This window comes from Pantoea sp. NGS-ED-1003, assembly GCF_000738765.1.
Lineage (GTDB): Bacteria > Pseudomonadota > Gammaproteobacteria > Enterobacterales > Enterobacteriaceae > Pantoea > Pantoea septica.
In genome coordinates this window covers 258,202-283,044 of the sequence record NZ_JPQA01000007.1, presented here as the reverse complement: position 1 = coordinate 283,044, position 24,843 = coordinate 258,202, and the positions used below count along the sequence as shown (strand labels likewise).

The window sequence follows — 24,843 nt, the reverse complement described above, 5'->3', positions numbered from 1 at the left end:
GGTCGCGCTATGCTCGGGCAACTTAACTTCCCTGCGCTCTGGCCTTACTGGCCGGAGCTGCTCGCCGGGCTGTGGGTCACGATTCAGCTGACGGTGCTGGCCACCGTCGGCGGCGTCGGGCTGGGGATCCTCGGCGCGGCGCTGCGCAGCGGCAAAGCGAGCTGGGCCAGCCGTCTCTGGGGCCTCTACGTTGAGATCATCCGCAACACGCCCTTTGTGGTGCAGCTCTTTTTTATCGTGTTCGGCCTGCCCAATCTGGGGCTGAAGCTGACGGCGGGCGAGGCGGCGCTGCTGGCGATGCTGATTAATCTCGGCGCCTACAGCACCGAAATTATCCGCGCCGGCATCCAGGTGACGCCGAAAGGGCAGTGGGAAGCGGGACGCGTGCTGGGCCTGACGCGCACGCAAACCTTTCTGCGCGTGGTGTTGCCGCCGTCGCTGCAGCGTATCTATCCGGCGCTGGTCAGCCAGTGCATTATCGTGATGCTCGGCTCGTCGGTGGTGTCGCAGGTCTCCTATGAAGAGCTGACCTTCGCCGCCAACCTGATCCAGTCGCGCACTTTTTTAAGCTTCGAGGTCTACCTGGTGACCACGCTGATCTATCTGCTGTTGTCGATCGCCATGCGCCAGGTGCTGCTGGCGCTGGGCCGTAAATGGTTAGGAGCGCAGGCATGATGACGACCTTTACCGACTGGGACATTCTGCGCAACCTGCTGCTGGCGGCGCGCTGGACCCTGCTGCTGTCGCTGACCGCCTTTGTCGGCGGCACGCTGGTGACGCTGCCGCTGCTTTTTTTGCGTCTGCTGCAGCGCAAGTGGCTGACGCGGCTGATCCGCTGCTACACCGAGCTGTTCCAGGGCACGCCGCTGCTGATGCAGCTTTTCCTCGCCTTCTTCGGCGTCGGGCTGTTCGGCATCGACGTCGCGCCCTGGACGGCGGCCTCGCTCGCGCTGACCTTCTATACCAGCGCCTTTCTGCTCGATATCTGGTTCGGCAGCATTCGCGCGCTGCCAAAAGGGCAGTGGGAGGCGTCGCGCTGCCTCGGCCTCAGCTTCGGCCAGACGCTGTACCGGGTGATCGCGCCGCAGGCGATCCGCATCGCCATCGCGCCGACGGTTGGCTTCGCCGTGCAGGTAATCAAGGGCACCGCGCTCGCCTCGATTATCGGCTTTATCGAACTCACCAAAGCCGGGACCATTTTGAACAACGTGACTTATCAGCCTTTTAAAGTGTTTGGGCTGGTCGCGCTGGGCTACTTCCTGATGTGTTATCCGCTGTCCCGCTACAGCCAGTATCTGGAGAAAAAATTCCATGCCGCTCATCACCATTAATCAGGTGCAGAAGTACTACGGCGACAACCACGTGCTGAAAGGCGTCGACCTCGATATCGAAATGGGCGAAGTGATCTCCATTATCGGCCGCAGCGGTTCAGGCAAAAGCACGCTGCTGCGCTGCATGAACGGCCTGGAAGGCTATCAGGAAGGGAGCATTAAGCTGGGCGGCATGACCATTACCGACCGCGACAGCCAGGCGCGCGACATCAGCCGCTCGGTCGGCATGGTGTTCCAGAACTTCAACCTCTTTCCGCATATGACCGCGCTGGAAAACGTCATGCTGGCGCCGCGCCGCGTGTTGAAAAAAAGCGAGGCGGAGTGCCGCGCGCTGGCCACTCAGATGCTGGAGAAAGTCGGCCTCGGCGAGCGTCTCGACTACTCGCCGGCCAACCTCTCCGGCGGCCAGCAGCAGCGCGTCGCCATCGCCCGCGCGCTGGCGATGAACCCGAAGGTACTGCTGTGCGACGAGATCACCTCGGCGCTTGACCCCGAGCTGGTGGGCGAGGTGCTGAAAGTGCTGGAGCAGCTCGCCGCCGAAGGCATGACGCTGATCCTGGTCACCCATGAAATGAACTTCGCGCGCGACGTCGGCGATCGCGTGGTCTTTATGCATCAGGGGCGCGTCTGGGAGCAGGGCAGCAGCAAAACCCTGTTCGCCGCGCCGCAGACGCCGGAGCTGAAGCAGTTTATCTCCTCGGTGCGACTCTAATTTAGTAAGGAAATCAACATGGAAAACCGCTATCCGCAAATCAATCCGCCGCAGCGCCTGCTGATGGGGCCCGGCCCGATCAACGCCGATCCGCGCGTGCTGCGCGCCATGTCGACCCAGCTGATCGGTCAGTACGATCCGGCGATGACCCATTATATGAATGAGGTGATGGAACTCTATCGCGGCGTCTTCCGCACCGAAAACCGCTGGACGCTGCTGATCGACGGCACTTCGCGCGCCGGGATCGAGGCGATCCTGCTGTCGGCGATCCGCCCTGGCGATCGGGTGCTGGTACCGGTATTCGGCCGCTTCGGCCATCTGCTGTGCGAGATCGCTCGCCGCTGTCGTGCCGAGGTGCACACCATCGAAGTGCCGTGGGGCGAGGTGTTTACCCCGGATCGGGTCGAGGACGCCATTAAGCGCGTGAAGCCGCGCCTGCTGCTGACGGTGCAGGGCGACACCTCGACCACCATGTTGCAGCCGCTGGCGGAGCTGGGCGCCATCTGCAAAAAGTACGGCGTGCTCTTCTATACCGACGCCACCGCGTCGCTCGGCGGCAACGCGCTGGAAACCGACGCGTGGGGGCTGGATGCAGTCTCGGCCGGGATGCAGAAATGCCTTGGCGGCCCCTCCGGCACCTCGCCGATCACCTTAAGCCCGCAGATGGAAGAGGCGATCCGCCGCCGCAAATGCGTCGAAGAGGGGATCCGCACCGCCGCGCATCAGGACGGCGATGAAGAGATGATCTACTCGAACTACTTCGATCTCGGCATGATCATGGATTACTGGGGGCCGGAGCGCCTTAACCACCATACCGAAGCGACCACCGCGCTGTTCGGCGCGCGCGAGTGCGCGCGGCTGATCCTGCAGGAAGGGCTGGATGAAGGCATCGCGCGTCACAAGCTGCACGGCGACGCGCTGCTGAAAGGCATTCAGGGCATGGGGCTGGAAACCTTCGGCGATTCAGATCACAAGATGAACAACGTGCTTGGCGTGGTGATTCCGCAGGGCGTGAACGGCGACCAGGTGCGTCAGCTGATGCTGGAGGATTTCGGCATCGAGATCGGCACCTCGTTCGGTCCGCTGCACGGCAAGGTATGGCGCATCGGCACCATGGGCTTCAACGCGCGCAAAGATTGCGTGATGACCACCCTGTCGGCGCTGGAGGCGGTGCTGACCCATCTCGGCTTCCGTGCGACTCAGGGCGCGGCGATGCAGGCGGCGTGGGACCACTACGGGAGCCGCGTATGATGATGAACGCCGCTGAGGCGCAGCTGGCCGCCGAACGCGTCATGGCGCGCTGCGACGCGCTGGCGGCGATCAGCGAATCGCCCGATCAGCTGACGCGCGTCTACCTCTCGCCGGAGCATCTGCGCGCCAACGCCCAGGTCGGCGAGTGGATGGAGCAGGCGGGCATGCGCGTCTGGCAGGACGAAGTCGGCAATATCTGCGGCCGCTACGAAGGGGCGAGCGACGGCGCGCCCGCGCTGCTGCTCGGCTCCCATCTCGATACGGTGCGCAACGCCGGCCGCTATGACGGCATGCTGGGCGTGCTGACCGCGATTGAGACCGTGCAGTGGCTGCATCAGCAGCGGCAGCGCCTGCCGCTGGCGATTGAGATAGTTGGCTTCGGCGATGAAGAGGGCACGCGCTTCGGCATTACGCTGCTCGGCAGCCGCGGCGTCGCCGGCAGCTGGCCGGAGAGCTGGAGCACCCATCCGGACGGTAACGGCATTACCGTTGCACAGGCGATGGCGGATGTGGGGCTGGACGCCGGAGCGATTCCGCGCGCCGCCCGCGATCTGAATGATATCGTCGCCTACCTTGAACTGCATATTGAGCAGGGGCCCTGCCTGGAGCAGGAGGGGCTGGCGCTGGGCGTGGTCACCGCCATCAACGGCGCACGCCGCCTTCGCTGCCGTTTTACCGGCGAGGCGGGCCATGCGGGCACGGTGCCGATGACCCACCGTAAAGACGCGCTGGCGGCGGCTGCGGAGTGGATGGTGTTTATCGAGGCGACCACGCGCGAGCAGGATCCGCAGCTGGTGGCGACGGTCGGCACCCTGAGCTGCGCGCCCGGCGCGGTCAACGTTATTCCCGGCGAGGTCACGCTGTCGCTGGACGTGCGCGGCCCGCAGGATCTGCCGCTGGAGCGGCTGCTGTCGAGCCTGCTGACTCAGGCCGAAGCGATCGCGCTGCGGCGCGGGCTGCGCTTCGAGTCGGAGGAGTATTACCGCATCAGCGCCACCGCCTGCGACAGCGCGCTGCAGCAGGCGCTGAGCAGCGCCGTCGAGACGGTGCAGGGCCGCACGCTGGCGCTGCCGAGCGGCGCGGGCCATGACGCTATCGCCATCGCCGAGCGCTGGCCGGTCGGCATGCTCTTCGTGCGCAATGAACGCGGCCTCAGCCACCATCCGGCTGAAGCGGTGATGGCCGAAGACGTGGCGCTGGCGGTGCGCGCTTACCTGCACGCCGTGTGCCAGCTGGCGCAGCGAGGCGCACCATGAACCTTGCGACGTTCAACGCGCTGCCAACGTCGGCGGCGCAGGCGGCCATCGCGCACTGCGTGGCGATCCCGCGCTGGCAGCAGGCGCTGGCGGCTGCGCGGCCTTTTGCCTCGCAGGCGGCGCTGCTGGCGGAGGCGGAGCGGCTGGCGCAAACGTGGAACAGCGACGATCTTGAACAGGCGCTGAGCGCGCATCCGCGCATCGGCGAACGTGCCAGCGGCGCGGACAAAGAGGCGGCGCTGTCGCGTCAGGAGCAGGTCGCAATGAGCGACGCCGATGCGGCGCTGAAGCGGGCGATGCAGGCAGGCAACCGGGCCTATGAAGCGCGCTTTGGCCGCGTCTTTTTAATCCGCGCCAAAGGGCGCAGCGGCGAAGAGATGCTGGCGCAGCTTCAGCGCCGCCTGACGAATGACGAACCCACCGAAGCGCGCGAAGCGCTGGAGCAACTGCGGGAGATCACCCTGTTGCGTCTGAAGGAGAGCCTGACATGAGCACCATCACCACCCATATTCTCGACACGGCGCTGGGCAAACCGGCAGTCGGCGTCGCTATCTCCCTGGAGCAGAATAGCCCCGAGGGCTGGTTGCCGGTTGCCGACGGCGAGACGGACAGCGATGGACGCATCGGCGACTTAACGCCGGAGCCGCTGACGCCGGGCCACTATCGGCTGACCGCTGAGATTGGCGACTATTTCGCGGCGGACGGGCGCGATGCGCTCTACGTCTCCGCGCAGATCGATTTCGTTATCGCCGAGGCGGGCAGCCATTTCCACCTGCCTTTTTTAATTTCGCCCTGGTCGTGGTCTACCTATCGCGGTAGCTAATTTTGAAAGCCTGCGGCTATCAAAACCGTCGGTTTAGCCAAATGGTATTCAGGCAAGCGTAACGCTATCGTAGCCGGGTAACCAAAAGCCAACGGAGCCGATAATGAGCACGCCCGAAGATAACAATAACGCCGCAGGTAAATGCCCTTTCCCGCACGGAGCATCGCAAGAGAAAAACCAGAATGAGAGCGGCGTCGATGCCGGTAAATGCCCGTTCAACCACGGCGCCTCTGAAGAGAAAAGCGTGCTGGCGCGCGGCGCCGGCAGCGGCACCACTAACCGCGACTGGTGGCCTAACATGCTGCGCGTCGACCTGTTAAATCAGCACTCCAGCCGTTCCAATCCCCTCAGCGCCGACTTCAACTACCGCGAAGAGTTCAGCAAGCTCGACTATTCGGCGCTGAAAGCGGACATCCGCGCGCTGCTCACCGATTCACAATCCTGGTGGCCGGCCGACTGGGGCAGCTATATCGGCCTGTTTATCCGTATGGCGTGGCACAGCGCGGGCACCTATCGCACCGTTGACGGTCGCGGCGGCTCTGGCCGTGGTCAGCAGCGTTTCGCGCCGCTCAACTCCTGGCCGGACAACGTCAGCCTCGATAAAGCGCGCCGCCTGCTGTGGCCGGTGAAACAGAAGTATGGACAGAAAATTTCCTGGGCCGATCTCTATATCCTGGCGGGCAACGTTTCGCTGGAGAACGCTGGCTTCCGCACCTTCGGCTTTGGCGCCGGACGTGAAGACGTGTGGGAACCGGATATGGATGTGGACTGGGGCCACGAAACCGAATGGCTGGCGCATCGTCATCCGGAAAGCCTCGCCAACGCGCCGCTCGGCGCGACGGAAATGGGTCTGATCTACGTTAACCCGGAAGGCCCGGAAGCGAGCGGCAACCCGGCCTCGGCCGCGCCAGCCATTCGCGCCACTTTCGGCAATATGGGCATGAACGACGAAGAGATCGTGGCGTTGATCGCCGGCGGCCATACGCTGGGTAAAACCCACGGCGCGGGCGCCGCCAGCCACCTCGACGTCGACCCGGAAGCCTCGCCGATTGAAGCCCAGGGCTTCGGCTGGCGCAGCAGCTACGGCAGCGGCGCGGGCGCAGACGCTATTACCTCCGGTCTGGAAGTCGTCTGGACGCAGACCCCGACCCAGTGGAGCAACTACTTCTTCGAGAACCTGTTCAAATATGAGTGGGTGCAGACGAAGAGCCCGGCGGGCGCCATCCAGTTTGAAGCCAGCAACGCCGACGCGATTATTCCCGATCCTTTCGATCCGGAGAAAAAGCGCAAGCCGACCATGCTGGTCACCGACCTGACGCTGCGTTTCGATCCCGAGTTCGAAAAGATCTCCCGTCGCTTCCTCAACGATCCGCAGGCGTTCAACGAAGCCTTCGCCCGCGCCTGGTACAAGCTGACCCACCGCGATATGGGGCCGAAAGCGCGCTATCTCGGTCCGGAAGTGCCGAAAGAAGATCTGCTGTGGCAGGATCCTTTGCCGGCGGCGATCCATCAGCCGGACGCCAGCGATATCAGCGAGCTGAAAGCGAAGATTGCGGCCTCTGGACTGAGCGTGAGCCAGCTGGTTTCCGCTGCCTGGGCATCCGCCTCGACCTTCCGCGGCGGCGACAAGCGCGGCGGCGCGAATGGCGCGCGTCTGGCGCTGGCGCCGCAGAATCAGTGGGCGGTTAACGCCAGCGTGATCCGCGACGTGCTGCCGGTATTGCAGGAGATTCAGCAGGCGTCGGGCAAAGCGTCGCTAGCGGACGTCATCGTGCTGGCGGGCAACGTCGGCATCGAAATGGCTGCTGCGGCGGCGGGCGTAGCGGTGCAGGTGCCCTTTACGGCGGGGCGCGTCGATGCGCGTCAGGACCAGACCGATGTCGAATCCTTTGACCTTCTGCAGCCGCTGGCTGACGGTTTCCGCAACTATCGCCGCGTGCAGGGCGGGTCGTCGACTGAAACGCTGCTGCTGGATAAAGCGCAGCAGCTCACGCTGAGCGCGCCGGAGCTGACGGTGCTGCTGGGCGGTCTACGCGTGCTGGGCACTAACTTCGACGGCAGCGATCGCGGCCTCTTTACCGATCGCCCTGGCGTGCTGAGCACCGACTTCTTCGTTAATCTGCTGGATATGCGCACCGCATGGCGCGCCACCGATGAGAGCGAGGAGCTGTTCGAAGGACGCGACCGTCAGAGCGGGGAAGTGAAATATCATGCGACCCGCGCCGATCTGGTCTTTGGCTCTAACGCCATCCTGCGTGCGCTGGCGGAAGTTTACGCCAGCAGCGATGCGCACCAGAAGTTCGTCACCGACTTCGTGGCCGTCTGGACTAAGGTAATGAACCTGGACCGCTTCGATATCTGATCGCGCGACGCGTAAAAACGAGAAAGCCGCAGCTTAACCGCTGCGGCTTTTTTTTGCCGGGCACAGACTACTGGCGCGCTAACTCAGGGTAAAGCCATCTGCGTCGCGCCAGGCAGGGAAGCGCTCGCGATAAGCGGTCAGCGTCTCCAGCGACAGCGTGGCGTCAAGCCGCGCCTGGGCAAACGGCTCCGCTTCGCTGAGGATCTCGCCCTGCGGCGAAATAATCCGGCTGTCGCCGCTGTACTGATGCTGGTTGCCGTCGCTGCCGACGCGATTGCAGCCCGCGACATAGGCCTGATTCTCTATGGCGCGCGCCAGCAGCAGCGCCTGCCAGTGCAGGGCGCGCGGCGCCGGCCAGTTCGCCACATAGAGCGCCAGGTCGTAGTCGTTGCGATTGCGGGAGAAGACCGGAAAGCGCAGGTCGTAACAGATCTGAGGCAGAATGCGCCAGCCGCGCCACACCAGCACCGCGCGCGTCTCGCCCGGCAGATAGTGGTGATGCTCGTCCGCCATGCGGAAAAGGTGGCGCTTGTCATACTGGTGCAGCGTGCCGTCTGGCTCCACCAGCAGAAAGCGATTTACCGCGCCTTTGTCCGTCTGTATCGCTGCGCTGCCGCCCACCAGCGCGTCGCTCGCCGCGGCGTGTTTGCGCAGCCACGCCACCACCTGCGCCTGCGGCAGCGAACGCTGGGCCGCCTCCATGGCGAAGCCGGTGGTGAACATCTCGGGCAGCAGAATCAGATCGCGGCCCGTCACGCCCTCAAGCACGGCGTCAAAATGGCGCAGGTTCGCTTCGCCATCCATCCAGTGCAGGGTTTCCTGCAGAACGGTAATCTTTAAATCTGACATAAGCGCTCCGCGGCGGCGTCGAGCGTCGCTTCCTGTTTGGCGAAGCAGAGGCGGATCAGCCTGTGCGGGAACGGGTCGGCGCAGAACACCGACAGCGGAATCGCCGCCACGCCCACCTCTTTGGTCAGCCACTGGCAGAAGCTGACGTCGTCGAGATCGGAGATGGCGCTATAATCCGCCAGCAGAAAGTAGGTGCCTTCGCACGGCAGCACTTTAAAGCGGCTCTTCTCCAGCGCCTGCGCCAGACGATCGCGGCGTGCGCGGTAGAACGCGGGCAGTTCGCGGTAGTGAGCAGGCTCGTGGCGCAGCATATCGGCGATCGCCAGCTGGGCAGGCGTATTCACCGCGAAGGTCAGATACTGATGTACCTTGCGGATCTCCGCGCTGATGGCGGCGGGCGCGACGCTGTAGCCTACCTTCCAGCCGGTCATATGAAAGGTCTTGCCGAAGGAGGAGACGGCGATGGCGCGCTCGCGCAGCTGCGGATGCGCCAGCACGCTAGCGTGGCCCGCCTCGTCGAAGCAGATATGCTCGTAAACTTCATCGCTCAGCACGTAAATTTCCCGATCGGCGATCGCCTGCCAGAGCGCCGCAAAATCCGCTTTACGCCAGACGGTGGCGGAAGGATTGTGCGGCGTGTTGAGGATCACCAGGCGGGTTTTGCTGGAGATCAGCGCGGCGAATGCCGTCCAGTCGACGCGAAAGCCCGGCGGCTGTAGCGCGATGCGTTTCAGCACGCCGCCCGACAGTTCGACGGCGGGCGCATAGCTGTCGTAGCTCGGATCGAAGCAGATCACCTCGTCGCCCGGGCGCACCAGCGCGGTGATCGCCGCATAGAGCGCTTCGGTCGCGCCGGCGGTCACGGTGATATCGCTGTTAACGTCGGGGCGGTAGCCATACAGCTCAGCGCTTTTCTCGGCGATCGCCTCGCGCAGCGGCAGCGCGCCGGTCATCGGCGCATACTGGTTGGCGCCCTCGCTGACGTGATGCGCCAGGCGCGCCTGTAAATAGCGCGGTCCGTCAAAGTCGGGAAAGCCCTGCGAAAGGTTGATGGCGTTATGCTGCTGCGCCAGCGCGCTCATCTGGGTAAAGATGGTGGTGCCGAGAGCGGGAAGTTTACTCTCCGGCGTCAGGTTGGGCTGCGTCATGGTTAATGGCCTTAAGCGCGAATGTCATTGCGGAGTAACCCTGTGTTGAAGCCACTATAAACAGGATGTTAATATTTGGCAATCGAGACGCTTAGACGTCTAAAACCTACCTTACAGGATGCCTGATACGCTATGTCTGAACTCTCTCCGCTCGACCAGCTGGTGGCGGCCTGCCACTGGATTGGCGCCAAAGGCTGGGCGCCCGCCACCGGCGGCAATATGTCAGTACGCGAAGATGCCCGCTTCTGCCTGCTCAGCGAGTCGGGCAAGGATAAAGGCAGCCTGACGCGCGACGACTTTATTCAGGTAGAGATCGCCACCAACCGCGCGCCGTCCGGGCGCAGGCCGTCGGCGGAAACCGGATTGCATACCCTGATCTACCGGCTGTTCCCCGAGGCGGGCGCAGTGCTGCATACCCATACGGTGAACGCGACGGTGCTGTCGCGCGTCGAGAAGGGCGCTGCGCTGCGGCTGGAAGGCTATGAGATGCAAAAATCGCTGGCGGGGCAGCGCACTCATCTTGCCAGCGTGGCGATCCCGCTGTTTGATAACGATCAGGATATCGACGCGCTGGCGGGGCGCATTGAGGCGTACGCCCGCAACGCTCCGCTGCGCTATGGCTTTCTGCTGCGCGGTCACGGCTTAACCTGCTGGGGCGAGGACGTCAACGAAGCGCGTCGTCATCTGGAAGGTCTGGAGTTTTTATTTGAATGCGAACGCCAACGTCGCCTGCTGGAGGCCCAATGATCCGCGCCATTGTTACCGATATAGAAGGCACCACCAGCGATATTCGCTTCGTGCATGATGTGCTCTTCCCTTATGCGCGTGAATATCTCGCCGCGTTTATCCGTGCGCAGCATGCGCATCCGGAAGTCCGCGCAGCGCTTGACGCGGTGCGCGCCGAAGCGGGCCAGCCTGAAGCCGATCCTGAGGCGCTCACCGCTATCCTGCTGAGCTTTATGGATGAAGATCGCAAATCCACCGGGCTAAAAGCGCTGCAGGGGATGATCTGGCGCGACGGCTATGTGAACGGCAGCTTTACCGGCCATCTCTATCCCGACGTCGTGCCGGCGCTGCGCGCCTGGCGGGAGCAGGGCCTTGAGCTCTACGTCTATTCTTCCGGCTCGGTTGCGGCGCAAAAACTGTTATTTGGCTACAGTGATGAAGGAGATATTACGGACCTGTTTAGCGGCTATTTCGACACGCGCGTCGGCGCTAAGCGAGAGGTCGCCTCCTACCGCAATATCGCCGAACAAACCGGCCTGCCCGCTGAGCAGCTGCTGTTCCTCTCCGACATTCGTCAGGAGCTGGATGCGGCAGCGGAAGCCGGATGGAATACCGTGCAGTTAATTCGCGGCCCCGCAGACAGCGAAAGCCGCCATCATCAGGTGAACACCTTTTCGGGAGTCGTTTTAGCATGAGCGCATTGACCATTTTTACCGATACCGAAGCCACGCTGCCGGTGTGGCACAGTACCGATGCGGAGATGATCCGCGAGCGGCTGAATGCAAAGAATGTGCGCTTCGAGCGCTGGGCGGCGGATCGCGATTTAGGCGAAAATCCACAGCCCGCCGACGTGATTGAGGCCTATCAGCACGCTATCGATCGGCTGGTGGCGGAGAAGGGCTATCAGAGCTGGGACGTGATCAGCATGCGCGCCGACAACCCGCAAAAAGAGACGCTGCGCCAGAAGTTTCTCTCTGAGCACACCCACGGCGAAGATGAGGTGCGCTTCTTTGTCGAGGGCGCGGGCCTTTTTTGCCTCCATCTCGACGGCCAGGTCTATCAGATCCTGTGTGAAAAGAACGACCTGATTTCAGTGCCGGCGGGCACGCCGCACTGGTTCGATATGGGCTCCTCGCCCAACTTCACCGCTATCCGCATCTTCGATAATCAGGAAGGCTGGGTGGCGCACTTCACCGGCGACGCCATCGCCGACGCCTATCCGCGCCTGCCTTAACCATGCCAGCCGGGCGCGCTCAGCGCGCCCGATCAGGGCTGAAAAATCCCCGCTTCTACCGCCTCCGGCGTCACCACGCCGGTATCCAGCACCCAGCCGCTAATTAGCGCCGCAGGCGTCACGTCGAACGCCGGGTTATAGACGTTTGCCGCTTCCGGCGCCCACTGCACGCTGCCGAAACTGCCCGCCGCGCCGGTTACTTCACTGGCGGCGCGCTGCTCGATAGGAATGTCGCGGCCGCTGACGCACTGGCGGTCCAGCGTGGTGTGCGGTGCGGCAACGTAGAAGGGGATCTGATGGTAATGCGCCAGTACTGCCAGGCTGTAGGTGCCGATTTTGTTCGCCACGTCGCCGTTGGCCGCGATGCGGTCCGCGCCGACCCAGACGGCGTCGACCTGGCCGTTCGCCATCAGGCTGGCCGCCATCGAATCGGTGATCAGCTGAAAGGGGATCGCCAGCTCGCCCAGTTCCCAGGCGGTAAGGCGTCCGCCCTGCAGCAGCGGGCGCGTTTCACCCACCCAGACGTTCGCCACCTTACCCTGCTGATGCGCGCGGGCGATGACGCCCAGCGCGGTGCCGACGCCCGCCGTCGCCAGCCCGCCGGTGTTGCAGTGCGTGATCAGACGGCTGTTCGGCTTCACCAGCGCGCTGCCCGCCTCTGCAATATTGTCGCATAGCTGGCGATCCTCCTCGACCAGACGCAGCGCTTCCTGACTCAGCGCGGCGGCGAAATCCGCCTGCGCCAGCGCCAGCTTCATTCGATCGAGATTATTCATCAGGTTGACCGCCGTGGGACGCGCGGCGCGCAACACCTCCAGCGCCTGCGCCAGCGCGTCGCGGCTGGCGCCCGTCTCGGCCAGCAGCGCCAGCAGCAGCGAGGCGGAGAGGCCGATCAGCGGCGCGCCGCGCACGCGCAGGGCGTGAATATGGCCAACCAGCTGCGCCACGTCGTGCGCCGGCAGCCAGTTTTTTTGCTGCGGCAGCGCCTGCTGATCGAGGATCCAGAGCTGATTGTCACGAACCTGTAAGCTGGTGGTGCGGAGTGTTTGCATTGTCTGTGAAATCCCTGTTGCGTTGTTGTCACGTATTGTGCCAACATGCGGAACGGATGTATAGACGTCTGCACGGCTTATTGTGCTGCCCTGGCGGGGTTTCGTTTCAGTTTGGTATAAGAGGAAAGGCAATGTCGCAATACCGTACCTTCACCGCGGCGGATGCCGTTGAGTATGCCCGGCAGTTTGGCGGCGTGGACGATCCCGCTTCGCTGGTCGAGGCGGAAGAGATTGGCGATGGCAACCTTAACCTGGTTTTCAAAATTTTCGACCGCCAGGGCAACAGCCGGGTTATCGTAAAACAGGCGCTGCCTTACGTGCGCTGCGTCGGCGAGTCCTGGCCGCTGACGCTGGACCGCGCGCGACTAGAGGCGCAAACCCTGATCGAGCACTACAAATATTGCCCTCAGCATACCGTCAGGGTGACGCACTATGACGAGACGCTGGCGGTGATGGTGATGGAGGATCTCTCCAGCCATCGCATCTGGCGCGGCGAGCTGGTGAAGGGCGCTTTCTACCCGCAGGCGGCGGCGCAGCTGGGCGAATATCTGGCGCAGACGCTGTTTCATACCTCTGATTTCGTGCTGCATCCCCATCAGAAAAAAGCGGAAGTGGCGCGCTTTATCAATCCAGAGATGTGCGAAATTACTGAAGATCTCTTCTTTAACGATCCCTATACCGATCACGCGCGCAACAGCTACCCGCAGGCGCTGGAGCCGCTGGTCGCCAGCCTGCGCGACGACGAGGCGTTGCGCATCGCCGTCGCCGGCTTGAAGCATCGCTTTTTCGCCCATGCCGAAGCGCTGCTGCACGGCGATATTCACAGCGGCTCGATTTTCGTCGCCGACAACAGCCTGAAGGCGATCGACGCGGAGTTCGGCTATTTTGGCCCGATCGGCTTTGACGTCGGCACGGCGCTGGGCAATCTGCTGATCAACTACTGCGGTCTGCCGGGGCTGCTCGCTCCGCGCGAGGCGGCGGAAGGGCGCGAGCTGCGTCTCAACGACGTGCGCGAGGTGTGGAATACTTTCGCCGCGCGCTTTCTGGCGCTGGCGCAAGAGAAAACAGCGGACGTGGCGCTGGCTTATCCGGGCTATGCGCAGGCGTTTCTGCGCAAGGTGTGGGCCGATACCATCGGCTACTGCGGCACCGAGCTGATTCGCCGCACCGTCGGCATGTCCCACGTGGCGGATATGAAGCTGATTAAGGATGAAGCGATGCGCACCGAGTGCATCCGCAGCTGCATTACGCTGGGACGCACGCTGATACTGGCGGCGGATCACATCGAGGACGCCGAGGCGCTGCTCGCGCGTATTCGGCAGGCGGGGTAAGGGCAGGCAGGCCGCACGTTAGTTTAGGCGCGGGTGGCAAGGCTCGAAGAGCAAAGCGTCCCACGCCAGGGATGGCGTGGGCCGAGCGAGCAGGGATGCCTTGAGCGACTTTGCGATCGAGCCTTGCCACCCGCGCATGCTCCATGCCTCATGCTCTTTCCACGTCAACCTTACTGTTATTACTGTTACGCCGCCTCGCTCTCCCGCGCCGCCTTCACCGCCGGCTGCTTCACCGGCACCGCCAGCGCATCCGCGGCAAACTCATCGACGTTAATGGCGCGCAGACGGCTCGCTTCGGCGCGCGTCAGCACCTCGGCCTCGGCGGCGTCAATCCAGCCCGCTTTTAATGCCCGCTGCGCCAGCGCGTCCAGCCGGGTGAAAGAGAAGTGCTCTTTCTGCTGTTTGCACAGACGATCGTGGATCACTTCCGCCGCCATCACCTCCTGCAACGCCTGCTCAAGCTGACCGGCCGGGTTATGCTCGCTCGGCGTCAGATACTGACCGCGTCCCAGCCTTGTCCGCGTGGCCGAAGGCACCTGCAGCAGCTTCGCCAGCTTATGATCGAGACGGTCGCTCGGCGCCGGGCAGTGCTTGCCGCCGGCGAAAATCATCATGCGCAGCGCGCCAGCCGCCAGCGGGCTGGGGAAGTTGCGCAGCAGCTCCTCTATCGCCTGCTCGGCCTGATGCAGCGCATCCTGCACGCCCCAGTGCAGCAGCGGCAGATCGGCCTCGTGACGTCCCTCATCGTCATAGCGTTTCAGCGTGGCAGAGGCGAGGTAGAGCTGGCTCAGCACATCGCCCAGGCGCGCCGAAATGCGCTCGCGTCGCTTCAGGCTGCCGCCGAGCACCGCCATCGAGACGTCCGCCAGCAGCGCCAGGTTGGCGCTGAGACGGTTCAGATGCTGGTAGTAGCGGCGCGTGGCGTCGCGCGTCGGCGTGGCGCTGCCGCGTCCGGCCGTCAGGCCGAGCCACAGGCTGCGCACGGCGTTGCTGCCGACATAGCCGACATGGCTGAACAGCGCGGCGTCGAAGGCGTTGAGATTCTGACTGGCCGCCGCCGCCATCTCTTTCAGCACGAACGGATGGCAGCGGATGGCGCCCTGACCGAAAATAATCATGCTGCGCGTCAGGATATTGGCGCCTTCTACCGTAATGGCGATAGGCGCGCCCTGATAGGCGCGGGCGAGGAAGTTATTGTTGCCGAGCATAATGCCTTTGCCGCCCGCAATATCCATGGCGTCCATAATGGCGCGCTGGCCGCGGTGGGTGCAGTGATACTTCACAATCGCCGACAGCACTGCCGGTTTTTCGCCCTGCATAATACCGGTGGTGATCAGCGTCGCCGCAGCGTCCATTACGTAGGCGTTGCCGGCAATACGCGCCAGCGGCTCTTCGATGCCTTCCATCTTGCCGATTGAGACTCTGAACTGACGACGGATATGCGCATAGGCGCCGGTGGCGAGCGCCACGCTTTTCAGGCTGCCGGTGGAGTTCGAAGGCAGGGTAATGCCGCGTCCCACCGACAGGCACTCAACCAGCATCCGCCAGCCCTGGCCGGCCATCTGCGGCCCGCCGATAATAAAATCGATCGGCACGAAAATATCGTTGCCGCGCGTCGGCCCGTTCTGGAACGGCACGTTGAGCGGGAAGTGGCGCTTGCCGATCTCCACGCCCGGCGTGCTGGTGGGGATGAGCGCGCAGGTAATGCCCAGCGATTCGGTATCGCCCAGCAGACGATCGGGATCGAACAGCTTAAAGGCCAGCCCCAGCACGGTCGCTACTGGCGCCAGCGTGATGTAGCGCTTATTCCAGGTCAGGCGCATGCCGAGCACCTGCTTGCCCTGCCACTCGCCCATGCAGACCACGCCGGTATCAGGGATCGCACCGGCGTCGGAGCCCGCTTCCGGGCTGGTCAGCGCGAAGCAGGGGATCTCGTCGCCGCGCGCCAGACGCGGCAGATAGTGATTTTTCTGCTCGTCGGTGCCGTAATGCTGCAGCAGTTCGCCTGGCCCCAGCGAGTTAGGCACGCCGACGGTAATTGCCAGAATGCCGGAGACGCCTGCCAGCTTTTGCAGCACGCGTGCCTGCGCATAGGCGGAGAACTCGAGGCCGCCATACTCTTTCTTAATGATCATGGCGAAGAAACGCTGCTCTTTCAGATAGGCCCAGAGTTCCGGCGGCAGATCCGCCATCTCATGGGTGATGGCGAAGTCGTTCGCCATGCGGCACGCCTCTTCCACCGGGCCATCGAGAAACGCTTGCTCGGCCGGCGTCAGGCGCGGCTGCGGATAGTTGTGCAGCTTCTGCCAGTCCGGCTTGCCCTGAAACAGGTCGCCCTCCCACCAGGTGGTGCCAGCGTCGATCGCCTCTTTTTCCGTGCGCGACATCGGCGGCATTACCTTTTGAAAGCGCTGCAGCGTCGGCTTTGAAAACAGCGAACGGCGCATCGAGGGGAGGTTAAGCGGCAGCAGAAGGATCGCCAGCGGCAGCAGCAGCCAGAACGTCCAGATATGCGCCGCCGCCCAGGCAGCGGTCCACAACAGTAAAATCGCGCTGCTCGCCGCCAGAGAGACGCGGTGATAAAACAGGGCGCTGATTAACACCAGCGTCGCGAGGATCGACACAACCATCATAATCACGGCTCCGTAAGTAGTAAGAGGTCTGACCTGTTATGTGTAGAGGTGTATGCCACCTGCGTTCAATTAGCAATTTGTTTACATCGCAATTACAACCTTACTCACAAAATCGTTAAATCCGCTGTGGAGAGGAGGCGGGCTTTCGCGCGGCGCACGCTTTGCGCCAACCCGCCATTCCGTTAAACTTGAAAAGTCACTCTTTTACTAACAAGGACATCCCTATGTACCAGGACATCATTCGCTCCGAGCTGAATGAAGCAGCGGACACGCTTAATACCTTCCTCAGCGACGAGGCGAATATTCACGCCATTCAGCGCGCGGCGGTGCTGCTGGCCGACAGCTTTAAAGCGGGCGGGAAAGTGCTCTCCTGCGGCAACGGCGGCTCGCACTGTGACGCGATGCACTTCGCCGAAGAGCTGACCGGGCGCTATCGCGAGAACCGTCCGGGCTACCCGGCGATCGCCATCTCCGACGTCAGCCATCTCTCCTGCGTCAGCAACGATTTCGGCTACGACTACGTTTTCTCACGCTATATCGAAGCGGTGGGCCGTCCGGGCGACGTGCTGCTGGGGCTGTCGACCTCTGGCAACTCCGCCAATATCATTAAGGCGATCGAGGCGGCGCGCGCGCAGGGCATGAAGGTCATCACCCTGACCGGCAAAGATGGCGGCAAAATGGCGGGCTCGGCGGATATCGAAATTCGCGTGCCGCACTTCGGCTACGCCGACCGCATTCAGGAGATCCACATCAAAGTGATCCATATCCTGATGCTGCTGATTGAAAAAGAGATGGTGAAGTAACGGTGCTGGCCGCCATCTTGCTGGCTGGCGGCTTTTCTGACTAAGGCGGTAGCTATGTGCGAATTGCTCGGAATGAGCGCTAACGTTCCAACCGATATCTGTTTTAGTTTTACCGGCCTGGTGCAGCGCGGCGGTGGAACCGGGCCGCATAAAGATGGCTGGGGCATCACCTTTTATGAAGACCGGGGCTGCCGCACCTTTAAAGATCCGCTGCCGAGCTATAACTCGCCTGTCGCGCGGCTGGTGCAGGAGTATCCCATCAAGTCCCATTCGGTGGTGGCACATATTCGCCAGGCGAACCGCGGGCCGGTCTCGCTGGAAAACACCCATCCCTTTACCCGCGAGCTGTGGGGACGCAACTGGACCTACGCGCATAATGGCCAGCTAAAAGGTTATCGGCAGCTGGAAACCGGCCACTTCCGTCCGGTCGGCGAAACCGACAGCGAGAAGGCGTTCTGCTGGCTGCTGCACAAGCTGGCGACGCGCTATCCGCGCACGCCCGCCAACTGGCCGGCGGTGTTTCGCTATGTGGCGGAACTGGCGGGAGAGCTGCGGCAGAAAGGGGTGTTCAATATGCTGCTGTCGGACGGGCGCTATCTGATGGCGTTTTGCTCGACCAATCTCTACTGGATTACGCGCCGCGCGCCCTTCGGCAAAGCGCAGCTGCTCGATCAGGATGTCGAGATCGACTTCCAGCAGCACACCACCGCCAACGACGTAGTGACGGTGATTGCGACGCAGCCGCTGACGGCAAATGAAACCTGGCACCGCATCGTGCCAGGCGAGTGGGCGTTATTCTGCCTTGGAGAGCGCCAGAAATGATTTAGAGGCGGCTTCGGGATTGACGATCGCCGGGCTGCCGCTGTTCATCACATAGCTGCCGCTGGCGACGTTGACCGTCGGCGGCTGATGGTATTTCGCAAAGTACGCGTAGCCGGGCTGCAGCTCGCGCCAGAAGCTGGCGTAGGCGGAATAGCGATGGCGCTGCATGTTGGCGTCGGTCATGCGGAACGGGAAGATGCTGATGTTCACCTCTGACTGGCCGTTACGCAGCGCCGCGTTCACATAGGTGAAAATCTCATCCATGTAGGCGTCGGTCATCGCGTAGCAGCCGATCGACTTACAGTCGCCGTGGATCATCAGATAGTTGCCAGTGTAGGCATGCTCGCGATCGTACTGGTTAGGAAAGCCGACGTTGATAGCGCGATAAAAACGGCTGTCGGGCTTCAGCTGGTTGAGCCTGACGCTGTAAAAGCCTTCCGGGCTTTTAAAATCCCCTTCGCGGCGCTTCGGGCCGAGGCCGCCGGAGAAGTTACAGATGCGATAGGTATCAAGCAGGCGAAATTCGTTGCCGATTTTGCCATAGAGCTCCAGCGTGCGTTCTTCCTTAAAAATCTGCAGATAGACCGGGGTACCGAGTAGCTGTTTCTTTAATTCTTTACTCACCGGCGTCGACACTGGCTGCGTCGGCTCGGGAGTCATTGCCATGCTGAGGGCTGGCATCAAAATCATCGCAAACAGAAGTGCGATTTTGCCCATGCTGTGTATACCTTGAGTGAAGAGAACGATGACGCGAGACGCGTCTCAGACTTGCATTATCGGAAAACTCCGCTACCGCAGCGCAACATTAGCATTGTCTGTTTTTTTATCAAGACGCCGCCAGGTAAATTCGCGTTTTCCTCAAGGTATGACGGCCAGAAATTTGTAAACTTTAGTGGCGACGGATGTTAAATCCGTTTTTCGGGCGCGCCTGACGCGGCGGCGCTTTGGTATCTGTACATCTATACAGTATCATAAGGCGTGACGGAAAGCGGATGGCGGGCAAGCGTGAAAATCATACATGTCGATATGGACTGCTTCTATGCAGCGGTGGAGATGCGCGACAATCCGTCGCTGCGCGATATCCCCATCGCCATCGGCGGCAGCCGCGAACGGCGCGGCGTGATCAGCACCGCCAACTATCCAGCGCGCAAATTCGGCGTACGCAGCGCGATGCCTACCGCCATGGCGCTGAAGCTCTGTCCGCATCTGAAGCTGCTGCCGGGGCGCTTCGACGCCTATAAAGAGGCGTCGCAGCAGATCCGCGAAATTTTCCTGCGCTATACCCCCTTAATCGAGCCGCTGTCGCTGGACGAAGCCTATCTCGACGTCACCGACAGCCCGCACTGCCACGGCTCCGCCACGCTAATCGCCCGCGAGATCCGCGGCACTATTCAGCGCGAGACGGGGCTGACCGCCTCGGCCGGCATCGCGCCGATTAAGTTCCTCGCGAAAATCGCCTCCGATCTCAACAAGCCCGACGGCCAGTACGTTATTACGCCGCAGGAGATGCCTGATTTTCTGCTGTCGCTGCCGCTGGCGAAGATCCCGGGCGTCGGCAAGGTGGCGACGAAAAAGCTCGAGGAGATGGGGCTGCATACCTGCGCCGACGTGCAGAAAGCGGACGTGGCGCAGCTGCTCAAGCGCTTCGGCAAGTTTGGCCGCGTGCTGTGGGAGCGCAGCCACGGCATCGACGAGCGCGGCGTGGTGGTGGAGCGCGAACGCAAGTCCGTTGGCGTCGAGCGCACGCTGGCGGAAGATATTCACAGCTGGGAAGCCTGCCTGGAGATTATCGATTTTCTCTATGCGGAGCTGGAGCGCCGCCTGACGCAGGTTCGGCCCGACAGGCAAATCGCGCGGCAGGGCGTGAAGCTCAAGTTCAACGATTTCCAGCTGACGACGCAGGAGCATATCTGGCCGGAGCTGAACAAAGAGGATTTGATCGCGGTGGCGCGCAAAACCTGGGATGAGCGCCGCGCCGGACGCGGTGTGCGACTGGTGGGATTGCACGTTACGCTGCTCGATCCGCAGCTTGAGCGACAGCTGCTGCTGGGGTTGTAGCTGCAAACGAAACCTGATCGTCAGCTAACAGGCAACGCTAAAATCAAGGCGCTGCCAGGCTGGGCCGAAGAGCAAAGCGTCCCGCGGCAGGGATGCCGCGGGCCGAGCGCGCAGGGATGCCTTGAGCGACTTTGCGATCGGGCCAGCCTGGCAGCGCAAATACCTGACAAACAGCCTACGCCCACCTCACTAAACCCACCCGCAATAGCCGCTCAACCCCTTTAAGGCGCCGGATAGGTGTAGCGGCGGTGAATCGCCTCGATCCCTTCCAGCACGTCGGCGTCCAGCGTCAGGTTGAAGCTGTCGATATTGATCTTCAGCTGCTCCATCGTCGTTGCGCCCAGCAGGGTGCTGGCGACGAACGGCTGCTGACGCACATAGGCCAGCGCCATCTGCGACGGATCCAGGCGATGCTTCTGCGCCAGCGCCACATATTCCGCAATCGCCAGCTGTGACTGCTCGCCGCTGTAGCGCGTAAAGCGGCTGAACAGCGTGTTGCGCGCGCCGGCCGGTTTCGCGCCGTTCAGATACTTGCCGCTCAGCGTGCCGAAAGCGAGGCTGGAGTAAGCCAGCAGCTCAACCCCTTCATGCTGGCTGATTTCCGCCAGGCCCACTTCAAAGCTGCGGTTCAGCAGGCTATAGGGATTCTGAATGGTCACGATGCGCGGCAGCTCATGCTTCTCCGCCAGCTGCAGATAGCGCATCACGCCCCAGGCCGTTTCGTTCGACACGCCGATATAGCGAATTTTGCCGGCGCGCACCTGCTCGGTCAGCGCTTCCAGCGTCTCCAGCAGCGTGACGGGAATTGTGGTCTCGCTGTACTGATAGCCCAGCTTGCCGAAATAGTTGGTCTGGCGCTGTGGCCAGTGCAGCTGATAAAGGTCGAGGTAGTCGGTATTCAGGCGCTTCAGGCTGGCGTCCAGCGCCTCGCGGATATTTTTGCGGTCCAGCGCCTGGTTCGGGCGAATCGAGGCATCTGCGCCGCGCGACGGACCCGCGACCTTGCTGGCGAGGATCACTTTATCGCGGCTGCCGCGCGCCTTCAGCCAGCTGCCGATATACTGTTCGGTTAAACCCTGGGTTTCCGGGCGCGGCGGCACCGGGTACATTTCAGCGGTATCGATAAAGTTAATGCCGCTGGCGAGGGCGAAATCGAGCTGCTGGTGGGCGTCGGCTTCGCTATTCTGTTCACCAAACGTCATGGTTCCCAACCCCAGCTGACTCACTTCCAGCGTGCTATGGGGGATGCGGTGATAATGCATAGCCGTCTTCCTTATTTTTATGGAATGTAATGGTGTGTCCTGTGGGACTATAGCGCGTGAATCAGCGGGGAAGGAAGTGGGGAAAATCGGGGAAATCACCTGTCCGGGCAAATTGCGGGACAGGTGAGCTGAAATGGCACTTAACGCTCAATAATGGTCGACACTTCGTCGCCATTTATCTGCACTTCATGGCCTGACTGATCGGTATATTTCACCAGACCGGTCTCTTTATCGATGGTCGGCTTGCCTTCCGTCATAATCATCTGGCCGTTTTTCGTTGCCATTACATAATCTGAACTGCATCCGCTCAGTGTCACGGCGGCAAAAATCAACACTGCTACGCCTGCCAACTCTCTCATCACGCTTATTCCTCTCACTCCCGTCAGCCAGTGGACCGCATCGCCCCGTCAGAAGCCACGCAGCATCAACTGCAAAAAGTGTAGTAATAAATGGTTTTGGCGCTTTGCGTTATCGCATGAATCTGAAAATAAAAGGGCGACCTGAGGCCGCCCTTGACATCTTACGCCGCGCTTTTCTTAGCGCGCATCAGGTTCAGACACTCGACGGCCATCGAGAAGAACATGGCGAAATAAATGTAACCTTTTGGTACATGCACCGCGAAACTCTCCAGAATCAGGGTAAAACCCACCAGAATCAGAAAAGAGAGGGCGAGCATTTTGATCGAAGGATGGCGATCGACAAACTCGCCGATGGCGCGCGCGGCGAACATCATCATCAGCACGGCGATCACTACCGCCGCCATCATAATAAAGAGATGATCGGAAAGGCCCACGGCGGTAATCACCGAGTCCAGGCTAAAGATGATATCCAGCAGCATGATTTGCACGATAGCGCCGAAAAAGGAGTGCACGTTGGTCTTGTGCTCCTCTTCGCCGCCTTCGATGGTTTCATGGATCTCCATGCTCGATTTCCACAGCAGAAACAGACCGCCGCCAAGCAGGATCAGATCGCGCCAGGAGAAGGCGTGATCGAGCAGGGTAAACAGCGGATGGGTCAGACGTGCGACCCAGGCGATAGAGGCCAGCAGGGCGAGACGCATCAGCATGGCGCCCATCAGGCCGAGACGACGCGCGCTGGCCTGCTGATGTTTAGGCAGTTTCGCCACCACCAGCGACAGGAAAATAATATTATCAATACCCAGAACCACTTCGAGGATGGTCAGCGTGCCCAGCGCCAGCCAGGCGTTGGGATCGGTTATCCACTCAAACATGCGCACACTCAATCTTAAACGAAAAGTAAACGGCGATTATACGCATCCACTTTGATGAACTTACAGTAAAAAATGACGCGCCAGCAGCGGCGCGGTGAAGCTCTTTTTCAGGTAAAAACCGCGCGGCAGCGTCATAATCGGCTCGCCGTGTTCGCCGATGCCTTCGGTCAACGCCCTGCTGTTGGCGGCTTTCGGCCGGATCTGCAGCCAGGCGCCGTGGCGCGCGGTAATGCGTTCAACCTGGCCCAGCACGATCATATCCATCAGCTCCTCCCAGTCCTGGCGCAGCATGCGATCTTCCTCTTCGCTCGGGCTCCACAGCAGCGGCGCGCCGACGCGACGCTGGGCGAGAGGAATGGCGCGATCGCCCTCCACCGGGATCCACAGCACGCGCGCCAGTTTATGGCGCACGTGGCTCGTCTCCCAGGTCACGCCGCTGTTGCCGGTCAGCGGCGCCACGCAGACAAAGGTGGTTTCCAGCGGTTTGCCCTGCGCGTCGATGGGAATGGTTTTGAGTTCAATGCCGAGATGAGCGAAATCCTGCTCCGCCTTGCTGCCTGCGCTGGCGCCCAGATAACGCTCCAGCAGCATGCCGACCCAGCCTTTATCGCGTTTCAGATCGGCCGGCATCGGCAGGCTGGCCTGCTCGGACAGGGCCGCCAGCGACTGGCCCGCCAGCGCATGGGCGCGCGCCAGGAGAACGGCTTCATTTTCGGGCGGGGCAGGCAGCTGGAACATAACGAATACTCTGTTGGTTAAAAAATAGGCAACTTTTTTCCTGCAAACTTTTCCCACAGCGGCGTCAGGAGAAAGGGCGCTGATAATAGCATGATTCTGCATGCTTTTTTAATTACGCGCCGTGCCGGCTTGCCACAGCCGTACAAGGTTATCCCGGACTGACGGCAATAATGAACAGGATCTTCGCCTGAGTTATCCACAGATCGGTGGGATAACCCCGCTGCACTCGCGCTACTGGTTCCATTTACAGCCTTGACTTTAGTGAAAAAGGCGCTTTTTTATCCAGTGATGAGCAAGTTTACTGCATTGTCTGTGGATAAAAACGACGTCGCTTGATCTTTAACCAGCTAAAACGCTTTCGCGCCTTCCACCGCAAATGTGGCTGTTTTTATTCTGAATAAGAGTCGGTTAATTTGCTGTTTTTAAACTATAAAAATCATTTGTCACTATGCGGGGCTGATAAGGGACGCAAAAGTTTATTCAGCTAATTCCCGTGTTCTGCACAAAGCTATCCACAGAAAACGTGAATAAGATCGCCTCTTTGCCGCGTTAATTGTTTATAACTCTGGCCAATGCTGTGAGTTATCCAGGTGCGATGCCGCGTTCTTCCCGACAATCCAGTGGTTTACCGCCTGTAAGGAGTGTGAAACAATCAGGCTATTCAAATTTAGCTTTGAGGTAGTCCAGTGATCGATGATGATGGCTACCGCCCGAATGTTGGTATCGTAATCTGTAACAGGCAAGGACAAGTGTTGTGGGCCAGGCGCTTTGGACAGCACTCCTGGCAGTTTCCTCAGGGAGGCATCAATCCGGGTGAAACCGCCGAACAGGCGATGTATCGCGAACTGTTCGAAGAAGTTGGTTTACACCGTAAAGATGTTCGAATACTTGCATCTACCCGAAACTGGTTGCGCTACAAATTGCCAAAACGTTTGGTGCGTTGGGACACAAAGCCGGTGTGTATCGGCCAGAAACAAAAGTGGTTTCTTCTGCAGTTGATGAGCAGTGACGCGGATATCAATGTGCAACACAGCAGCACGCCGGAGTTCGACGGCTGGCGCTGGGTGAGCTTCTGGTATCCGGTGCGTCAGGTTGTCTCCTTTAAACGCGACGTCTATCGTCGCGTGATGAAGGAATTCGCTGGCGTGGTAATGTCGATGCAGGAGAGTGCGGGGCAGCAGCGCAGCGCGCCAGCCCATCGACGGAAAAGAGGATAGGCCA

At 61.4% G+C, this 24,843-nt stretch carries 25 protein-coding genes; 16 read left to right on the top strand and 9 right to left on the bottom strand.

Annotation, left to right across the window (positions count from 1 at the left end; translation table 11 throughout):
* Window positions 1–9: 9 nt before the first annotated feature.
* The 8 genes from JS46_RS15825 to katG all read left to right on the top strand — a co-directional run bounded on the left by JS46_RS15825 (window position 10) and on the right by katG (window position 7,735).
* Window positions 10–675 (top strand): amino acid ABC transporter permease, encoded by a 666-nt coding sequence (locus JS46_RS15825; protein WP_033752864.1) that lies wholly within the window; start codon window positions 10–12, stop codon window positions 673–675.
* On the top strand, window positions 675–1,331 hold the full coding sequence (locus tag JS46_RS15820) for an amino acid ABC transporter permease (protein ID WP_033752863.1): 657 nt from the start codon (window positions 675–677) through the stop codon (window positions 1,329–1,331). The genes JS46_RS15825 and JS46_RS15820 overlap by 1 nt, the downstream gene beginning before the upstream one ends.
* Window positions 1,312–2,043 (top strand): amino acid ABC transporter ATP-binding protein, encoded by a 732-nt coding sequence (locus JS46_RS15815; protein WP_033752862.1) that lies wholly within the window; start codon window positions 1,312–1,314, stop codon window positions 2,041–2,043. The genes JS46_RS15820 and JS46_RS15815 overlap by 20 nt, the downstream gene beginning before the upstream one ends.
* 18 nt (window positions 2,044–2,061) lie before the next feature.
* Window positions 2,062–3,294: an alanine--glyoxylate aminotransferase family protein gene (locus tag JS46_RS15810; RefSeq protein ID WP_033752861.1), complete on the top strand. Its 1,233-nt coding sequence runs from the start codon at window positions 2,062–2,064 to the stop codon at window positions 3,292–3,294.
* A complete protein-coding gene (gene hpxK, locus JS46_RS15805; protein WP_033752860.1) occupies window positions 3,291–4,550 on the top strand; it encodes an allantoate amidohydrolase in 1,260 nt (419 codons plus the stop codon). Before JS46_RS15810 ends, hpxK begins: the two co-directional genes overlap by 4 nt.
* On the top strand, window positions 4,547–5,041 hold the full coding sequence (gene uraD, locus JS46_RS15800) for a 2-oxo-4-hydroxy-4-carboxy-5-ureidoimidazoline decarboxylase (protein WP_033752859.1): 495 nt from the start codon (window positions 4,547–4,549) through the stop codon (window positions 5,039–5,041). Before hpxK ends, uraD begins: the two co-directional genes overlap by 4 nt.
* Window positions 5,038–5,373, top strand: a complete 336-nt coding sequence (uraH, locus tag JS46_RS15795) for a hydroxyisourate hydrolase (protein WP_033752858.1) — start codon at window positions 5,038–5,040, stop codon at window positions 5,371–5,373. Before uraD ends, uraH begins: the two co-directional genes overlap by 4 nt.
* A 103-nt stretch (window positions 5,374–5,476) precedes the next feature.
* Entirely contained in the window at window positions 5,477–7,735 is a 2,259-nt protein-coding gene (gene katG / locus JS46_RS15790) for a catalase/peroxidase HPI (protein WP_072010451.1), read from the top strand.
* Window positions 7,736–7,813: 78 nt separating this feature from the next.
* Here the strand turns inward: katG and JS46_RS15785 are convergent, their stop codons facing one another.
* A complete protein-coding gene (locus JS46_RS15785) occupies window positions 7,814–8,584 on the bottom strand; it encodes an amidohydrolase (protein WP_033752857.1) in 771 nt (256 codons plus the stop codon).
* A complete protein-coding gene (locus JS46_RS15780; protein WP_033752856.1) occupies window positions 8,572–9,732 on the bottom strand; it encodes a pyridoxal phosphate-dependent aminotransferase in 1,161 nt (386 codons plus the stop codon). Before JS46_RS15780 ends, JS46_RS15785 begins: the two co-directional genes overlap by 13 nt.
* 132 nt (window positions 9,733–9,864) lie before the next feature.
* On the opposite strand from JS46_RS15780, the gene JS46_RS15775 reads away from it, so the two are divergent.
* From JS46_RS15775 to JS46_RS15765, 3 genes are read left to right on the top strand one after another with little or no spacing between them, the layout of a single operon-like run.
* Window positions 9,865–10,479, top strand: coding sequence for a methylthioribulose 1-phosphate dehydratase (locus JS46_RS15775; protein ID WP_033752855.1), 615 nt, complete (start codon window positions 9,865–9,867; stop codon window positions 10,477–10,479).
* Entirely contained in the window at window positions 10,476–11,153 is a 678-nt protein-coding gene (gene mtnC, locus JS46_RS15770) for an acireductone synthase (RefSeq protein ID WP_033752854.1), read from the top strand. The genes JS46_RS15775 and mtnC overlap by 4 nt, the downstream gene beginning before the upstream one ends.
* On the top strand, window positions 11,150–11,692 hold the full coding sequence (locus JS46_RS15765; protein WP_033752853.1) for an acireductone dioxygenase: 543 nt from the start codon (window positions 11,150–11,152) through the stop codon (window positions 11,690–11,692). The genes mtnC and JS46_RS15765 overlap by 4 nt, the downstream gene beginning before the upstream one ends.
* Before the next feature lie 32 nt (window positions 11,693–11,724).
* Here JS46_RS15765 and mtnA read toward each other — a convergent pair whose 3' ends face one another.
* Window positions 11,725–12,744 carry an S-methyl-5-thioribose-1-phosphate isomerase gene (mtnA, locus tag JS46_RS15760; RefSeq protein ID WP_033752852.1) on the bottom strand — a complete coding sequence of 340 codons (1,020 nt, stop codon included), beginning with the start codon at window positions 12,742–12,744 and terminating at the stop codon, window positions 11,725–11,727.
* Window positions 12,745–12,875: 131 nt separating this feature from the next.
* Here mtnA and mtnK point away from each other — a divergent pair, with 131 nt between their 5' ends.
* Window positions 12,876–14,075 (top strand): S-methyl-5-thioribose kinase, encoded by a 1,200-nt coding sequence (mtnK, locus tag JS46_RS15755; RefSeq protein WP_033752851.1) that lies wholly within the window; start codon window positions 12,876–12,878, stop codon window positions 14,073–14,075.
* A gap of 185 nt (window positions 14,076–14,260) precedes the next feature.
* Here mtnK and fadE read toward each other — a convergent pair whose 3' ends face one another.
* Complete coding sequence (gene fadE, locus JS46_RS15750; RefSeq protein WP_033752850.1) at window positions 14,261–16,708, bottom strand: acyl-CoA dehydrogenase FadE; 2,448 nt, start codon at window positions 16,706–16,708, stop codon at window positions 14,261–14,263.
* A gap of 224 nt (window positions 16,709–16,932) precedes the next feature.
* On the opposite strand from fadE, the gene lpcA reads away from it, so the two are divergent.
* Window positions 16,933–17,511, top strand: a complete 579-nt coding sequence (lpcA, locus tag JS46_RS15745; protein ID WP_033752849.1) for a D-sedoheptulose 7-phosphate isomerase — start codon at window positions 16,933–16,935, stop codon at window positions 17,509–17,511.
* A gap of 54 nt (window positions 17,512–17,565) precedes the next feature.
* Window positions 17,566–18,333, top strand: a complete 768-nt coding sequence (locus tag JS46_RS15740; protein WP_033752848.1) for a class II glutamine amidotransferase — start codon at window positions 17,566–17,568, stop codon at window positions 18,331–18,333.
* On the opposite strand, the gene dpaA is transcribed toward JS46_RS15740, so the two are convergent.
* On the bottom strand, window positions 18,304–19,050 hold the full coding sequence (gene dpaA, locus JS46_RS15735) for a peptidoglycan meso-diaminopimelic acid protein amidase (protein ID WP_033752847.1): 747 nt from the start codon (window positions 19,048–19,050) through the stop codon (window positions 18,304–18,306). The two genes, JS46_RS15740 and dpaA, sit on opposite strands and share 30 nt — an antisense overlap.
* Before the next feature lie 288 nt (window positions 19,051–19,338).
* Between dpaA and dinB the strand changes: the two genes are divergently transcribed.
* Window positions 19,339–20,391 carry a DNA polymerase IV gene (gene dinB / locus JS46_RS15730; protein WP_227741469.1) on the top strand — a complete coding sequence of 351 codons (1,053 nt, stop codon included), beginning with the start codon at window positions 19,339–19,341 and terminating at the stop codon, window positions 20,389–20,391.
* A 221-nt stretch (window positions 20,392–20,612) separates the two neighbouring features.
* On the opposite strand, the gene JS46_RS15725 is transcribed toward dinB, so the two are convergent.
* The 4 genes from JS46_RS15725 to mutH all read right to left on the bottom strand — a co-directional run bounded on the left by JS46_RS15725 (window position 20,613) and on the right by mutH (window position 23,622).
* Window positions 20,613–21,653 carry an NADP(H)-dependent aldo-keto reductase gene (locus tag JS46_RS15725; protein WP_033752846.1) on the bottom strand — a complete coding sequence of 347 codons (1,041 nt, stop codon included), beginning with the start codon at window positions 21,651–21,653 and terminating at the stop codon, window positions 20,613–20,615.
* A 140-nt stretch (window positions 21,654–21,793) separates the two neighbouring features.
* Window positions 21,794–22,012 carry a YgdI/YgdR family lipoprotein gene (locus JS46_RS15720; protein ID WP_033752845.1) on the bottom strand — a complete coding sequence of 73 codons (219 nt, stop codon included), beginning with the start codon at window positions 22,010–22,012 and terminating at the stop codon, window positions 21,794–21,796.
* A gap of 161 nt (window positions 22,013–22,173) precedes the next feature.
* The gene (locus JS46_RS15715) at window positions 22,174–22,884 is read right to left on the bottom strand and encodes a TerC family protein (RefSeq protein ID WP_033752844.1); all 711 of its coding nucleotides are present in this window, start codon (window positions 22,882–22,884) and stop codon (window positions 22,174–22,176) included.
* Between the two features lie 60 nt (window positions 22,885–22,944).
* Window positions 22,945–23,622: a DNA mismatch repair endonuclease MutH gene (gene mutH / locus JS46_RS15710; protein WP_033752843.1), complete on the bottom strand. Its 678-nt coding sequence runs from the start codon at window positions 23,620–23,622 to the stop codon at window positions 22,945–22,947.
* Between the two features lie 686 nt (window positions 23,623–24,308).
* Between mutH and rppH the strand changes: the two genes are divergently transcribed.
* Window positions 24,309–24,839, top strand: a complete 531-nt coding sequence (rppH, locus tag JS46_RS15705; protein ID WP_033752842.1) for an RNA pyrophosphohydrolase — start codon at window positions 24,309–24,311, stop codon at window positions 24,837–24,839.
* Window positions 24,840–24,843: the final 4 nt, after the last annotated feature.

Excerpts from the sequence above, each read along its gene's own strand:
- JS46_RS15825 (WP_033752864.1), top strand. The coding sequence starts at position 10 with ATGCTCGGGCAACTTAACTTCCCTGCGCTCTGGCCTTACTGGCCGGAG.
- JS46_RS15820 (WP_033752863.1), top strand. The coding sequence starts at position 675 with ATGACGACCTTTACCGACTGGGACATTCTGCGCAACCTGCTGCTGGCG.
- JS46_RS15815 (WP_033752862.1), top strand. The coding sequence starts at position 1,312 with ATGCCGCTCATCACCATTAATCAGGTGCAGAAGTACTACGGCGACAAC.
- JS46_RS15810 (WP_033752861.1), top strand. The coding sequence starts at position 2,062 with ATGGAAAACCGCTATCCGCAAATCAATCCGCCGCAGCGCCTGCTGATG.
- hpxK (WP_033752860.1), top strand. The coding sequence starts at position 3,291 with ATGATGATGAACGCCGCTGAGGCGCAGCTGGCCGCCGAACGCGTCATG.
- uraD (WP_033752859.1), top strand. The coding sequence starts at position 4,547 with ATGAACCTTGCGACGTTCAACGCGCTGCCAACGTCGGCGGCGCAGGCG.
- uraH (WP_033752858.1), top strand. The coding sequence starts at position 5,038 with ATGAGCACCATCACCACCCATATTCTCGACACGGCGCTGGGCAAACCG.
- katG (WP_072010451.1), top strand. The coding sequence starts at position 5,477 with ATGAGCACGCCCGAAGATAACAATAACGCCGCAGGTAAATGCCCTTTC.
- JS46_RS15785 (WP_033752857.1), bottom strand. The coding sequence starts at position 8,584 with ATGTCAGATTTAAAGATTACCGTTCTGCAGGAAACCCTGCACTGGATG.
- JS46_RS15780 (WP_033752856.1), bottom strand. The coding sequence starts at position 9,732 with ATGACGCAGCCCAACCTGACGCCGGAGAGTAAACTTCCCGCTCTCGGC.
- JS46_RS15775 (WP_033752855.1), top strand. The coding sequence starts at position 9,865 with ATGTCTGAACTCTCTCCGCTCGACCAGCTGGTGGCGGCCTGCCACTGG.
- mtnC (WP_033752854.1), top strand. The coding sequence starts at position 10,476 with ATGATCCGCGCCATTGTTACCGATATAGAAGGCACCACCAGCGATATT.
- JS46_RS15765 (WP_033752853.1), top strand. The coding sequence starts at position 11,150 with ATGAGCGCATTGACCATTTTTACCGATACCGAAGCCACGCTGCCGGTG.
- mtnA (WP_033752852.1), bottom strand. The coding sequence starts at position 12,744 with ATGCAAACACTCCGCACCACCAGCTTACAGGTTCGTGACAATCAGCTC.
- mtnK (WP_033752851.1), top strand. The coding sequence starts at position 12,876 with ATGTCGCAATACCGTACCTTCACCGCGGCGGATGCCGTTGAGTATGCC.
- fadE (WP_033752850.1), bottom strand. The coding sequence starts at position 16,708 with ATGATGGTTGTGTCGATCCTCGCGACGCTGGTGTTAATCAGCGCCCTG.
- lpcA (WP_033752849.1), top strand. The coding sequence starts at position 16,933 with ATGTACCAGGACATCATTCGCTCCGAGCTGAATGAAGCAGCGGACACG.
- JS46_RS15740 (WP_033752848.1), top strand. The coding sequence starts at position 17,566 with ATGTGCGAATTGCTCGGAATGAGCGCTAACGTTCCAACCGATATCTGT.
- dpaA (WP_033752847.1), bottom strand. The coding sequence starts at position 19,050 with ATGGGCAAAATCGCACTTCTGTTTGCGATGATTTTGATGCCAGCCCTC.
- JS46_RS15725 (WP_033752846.1), bottom strand. The coding sequence starts at position 21,653 with ATGCATTATCACCGCATCCCCCATAGCACGCTGGAAGTGAGTCAGCTG.
- JS46_RS15720 (WP_033752845.1), bottom strand. The coding sequence starts at position 22,012 with ATGAGAGAGTTGGCAGGCGTAGCAGTGTTGATTTTTGCCGCCGTGACA.
- JS46_RS15715 (WP_033752844.1), bottom strand. The coding sequence starts at position 22,884 with ATGTTTGAGTGGATAACCGATCCCAACGCCTGGCTGGCGCTGGGCACG.
- mutH (WP_033752843.1), bottom strand. The coding sequence starts at position 23,622 with ATGTTCCAGCTGCCTGCCCCGCCCGAAAATGAAGCCGTTCTCCTGGCG.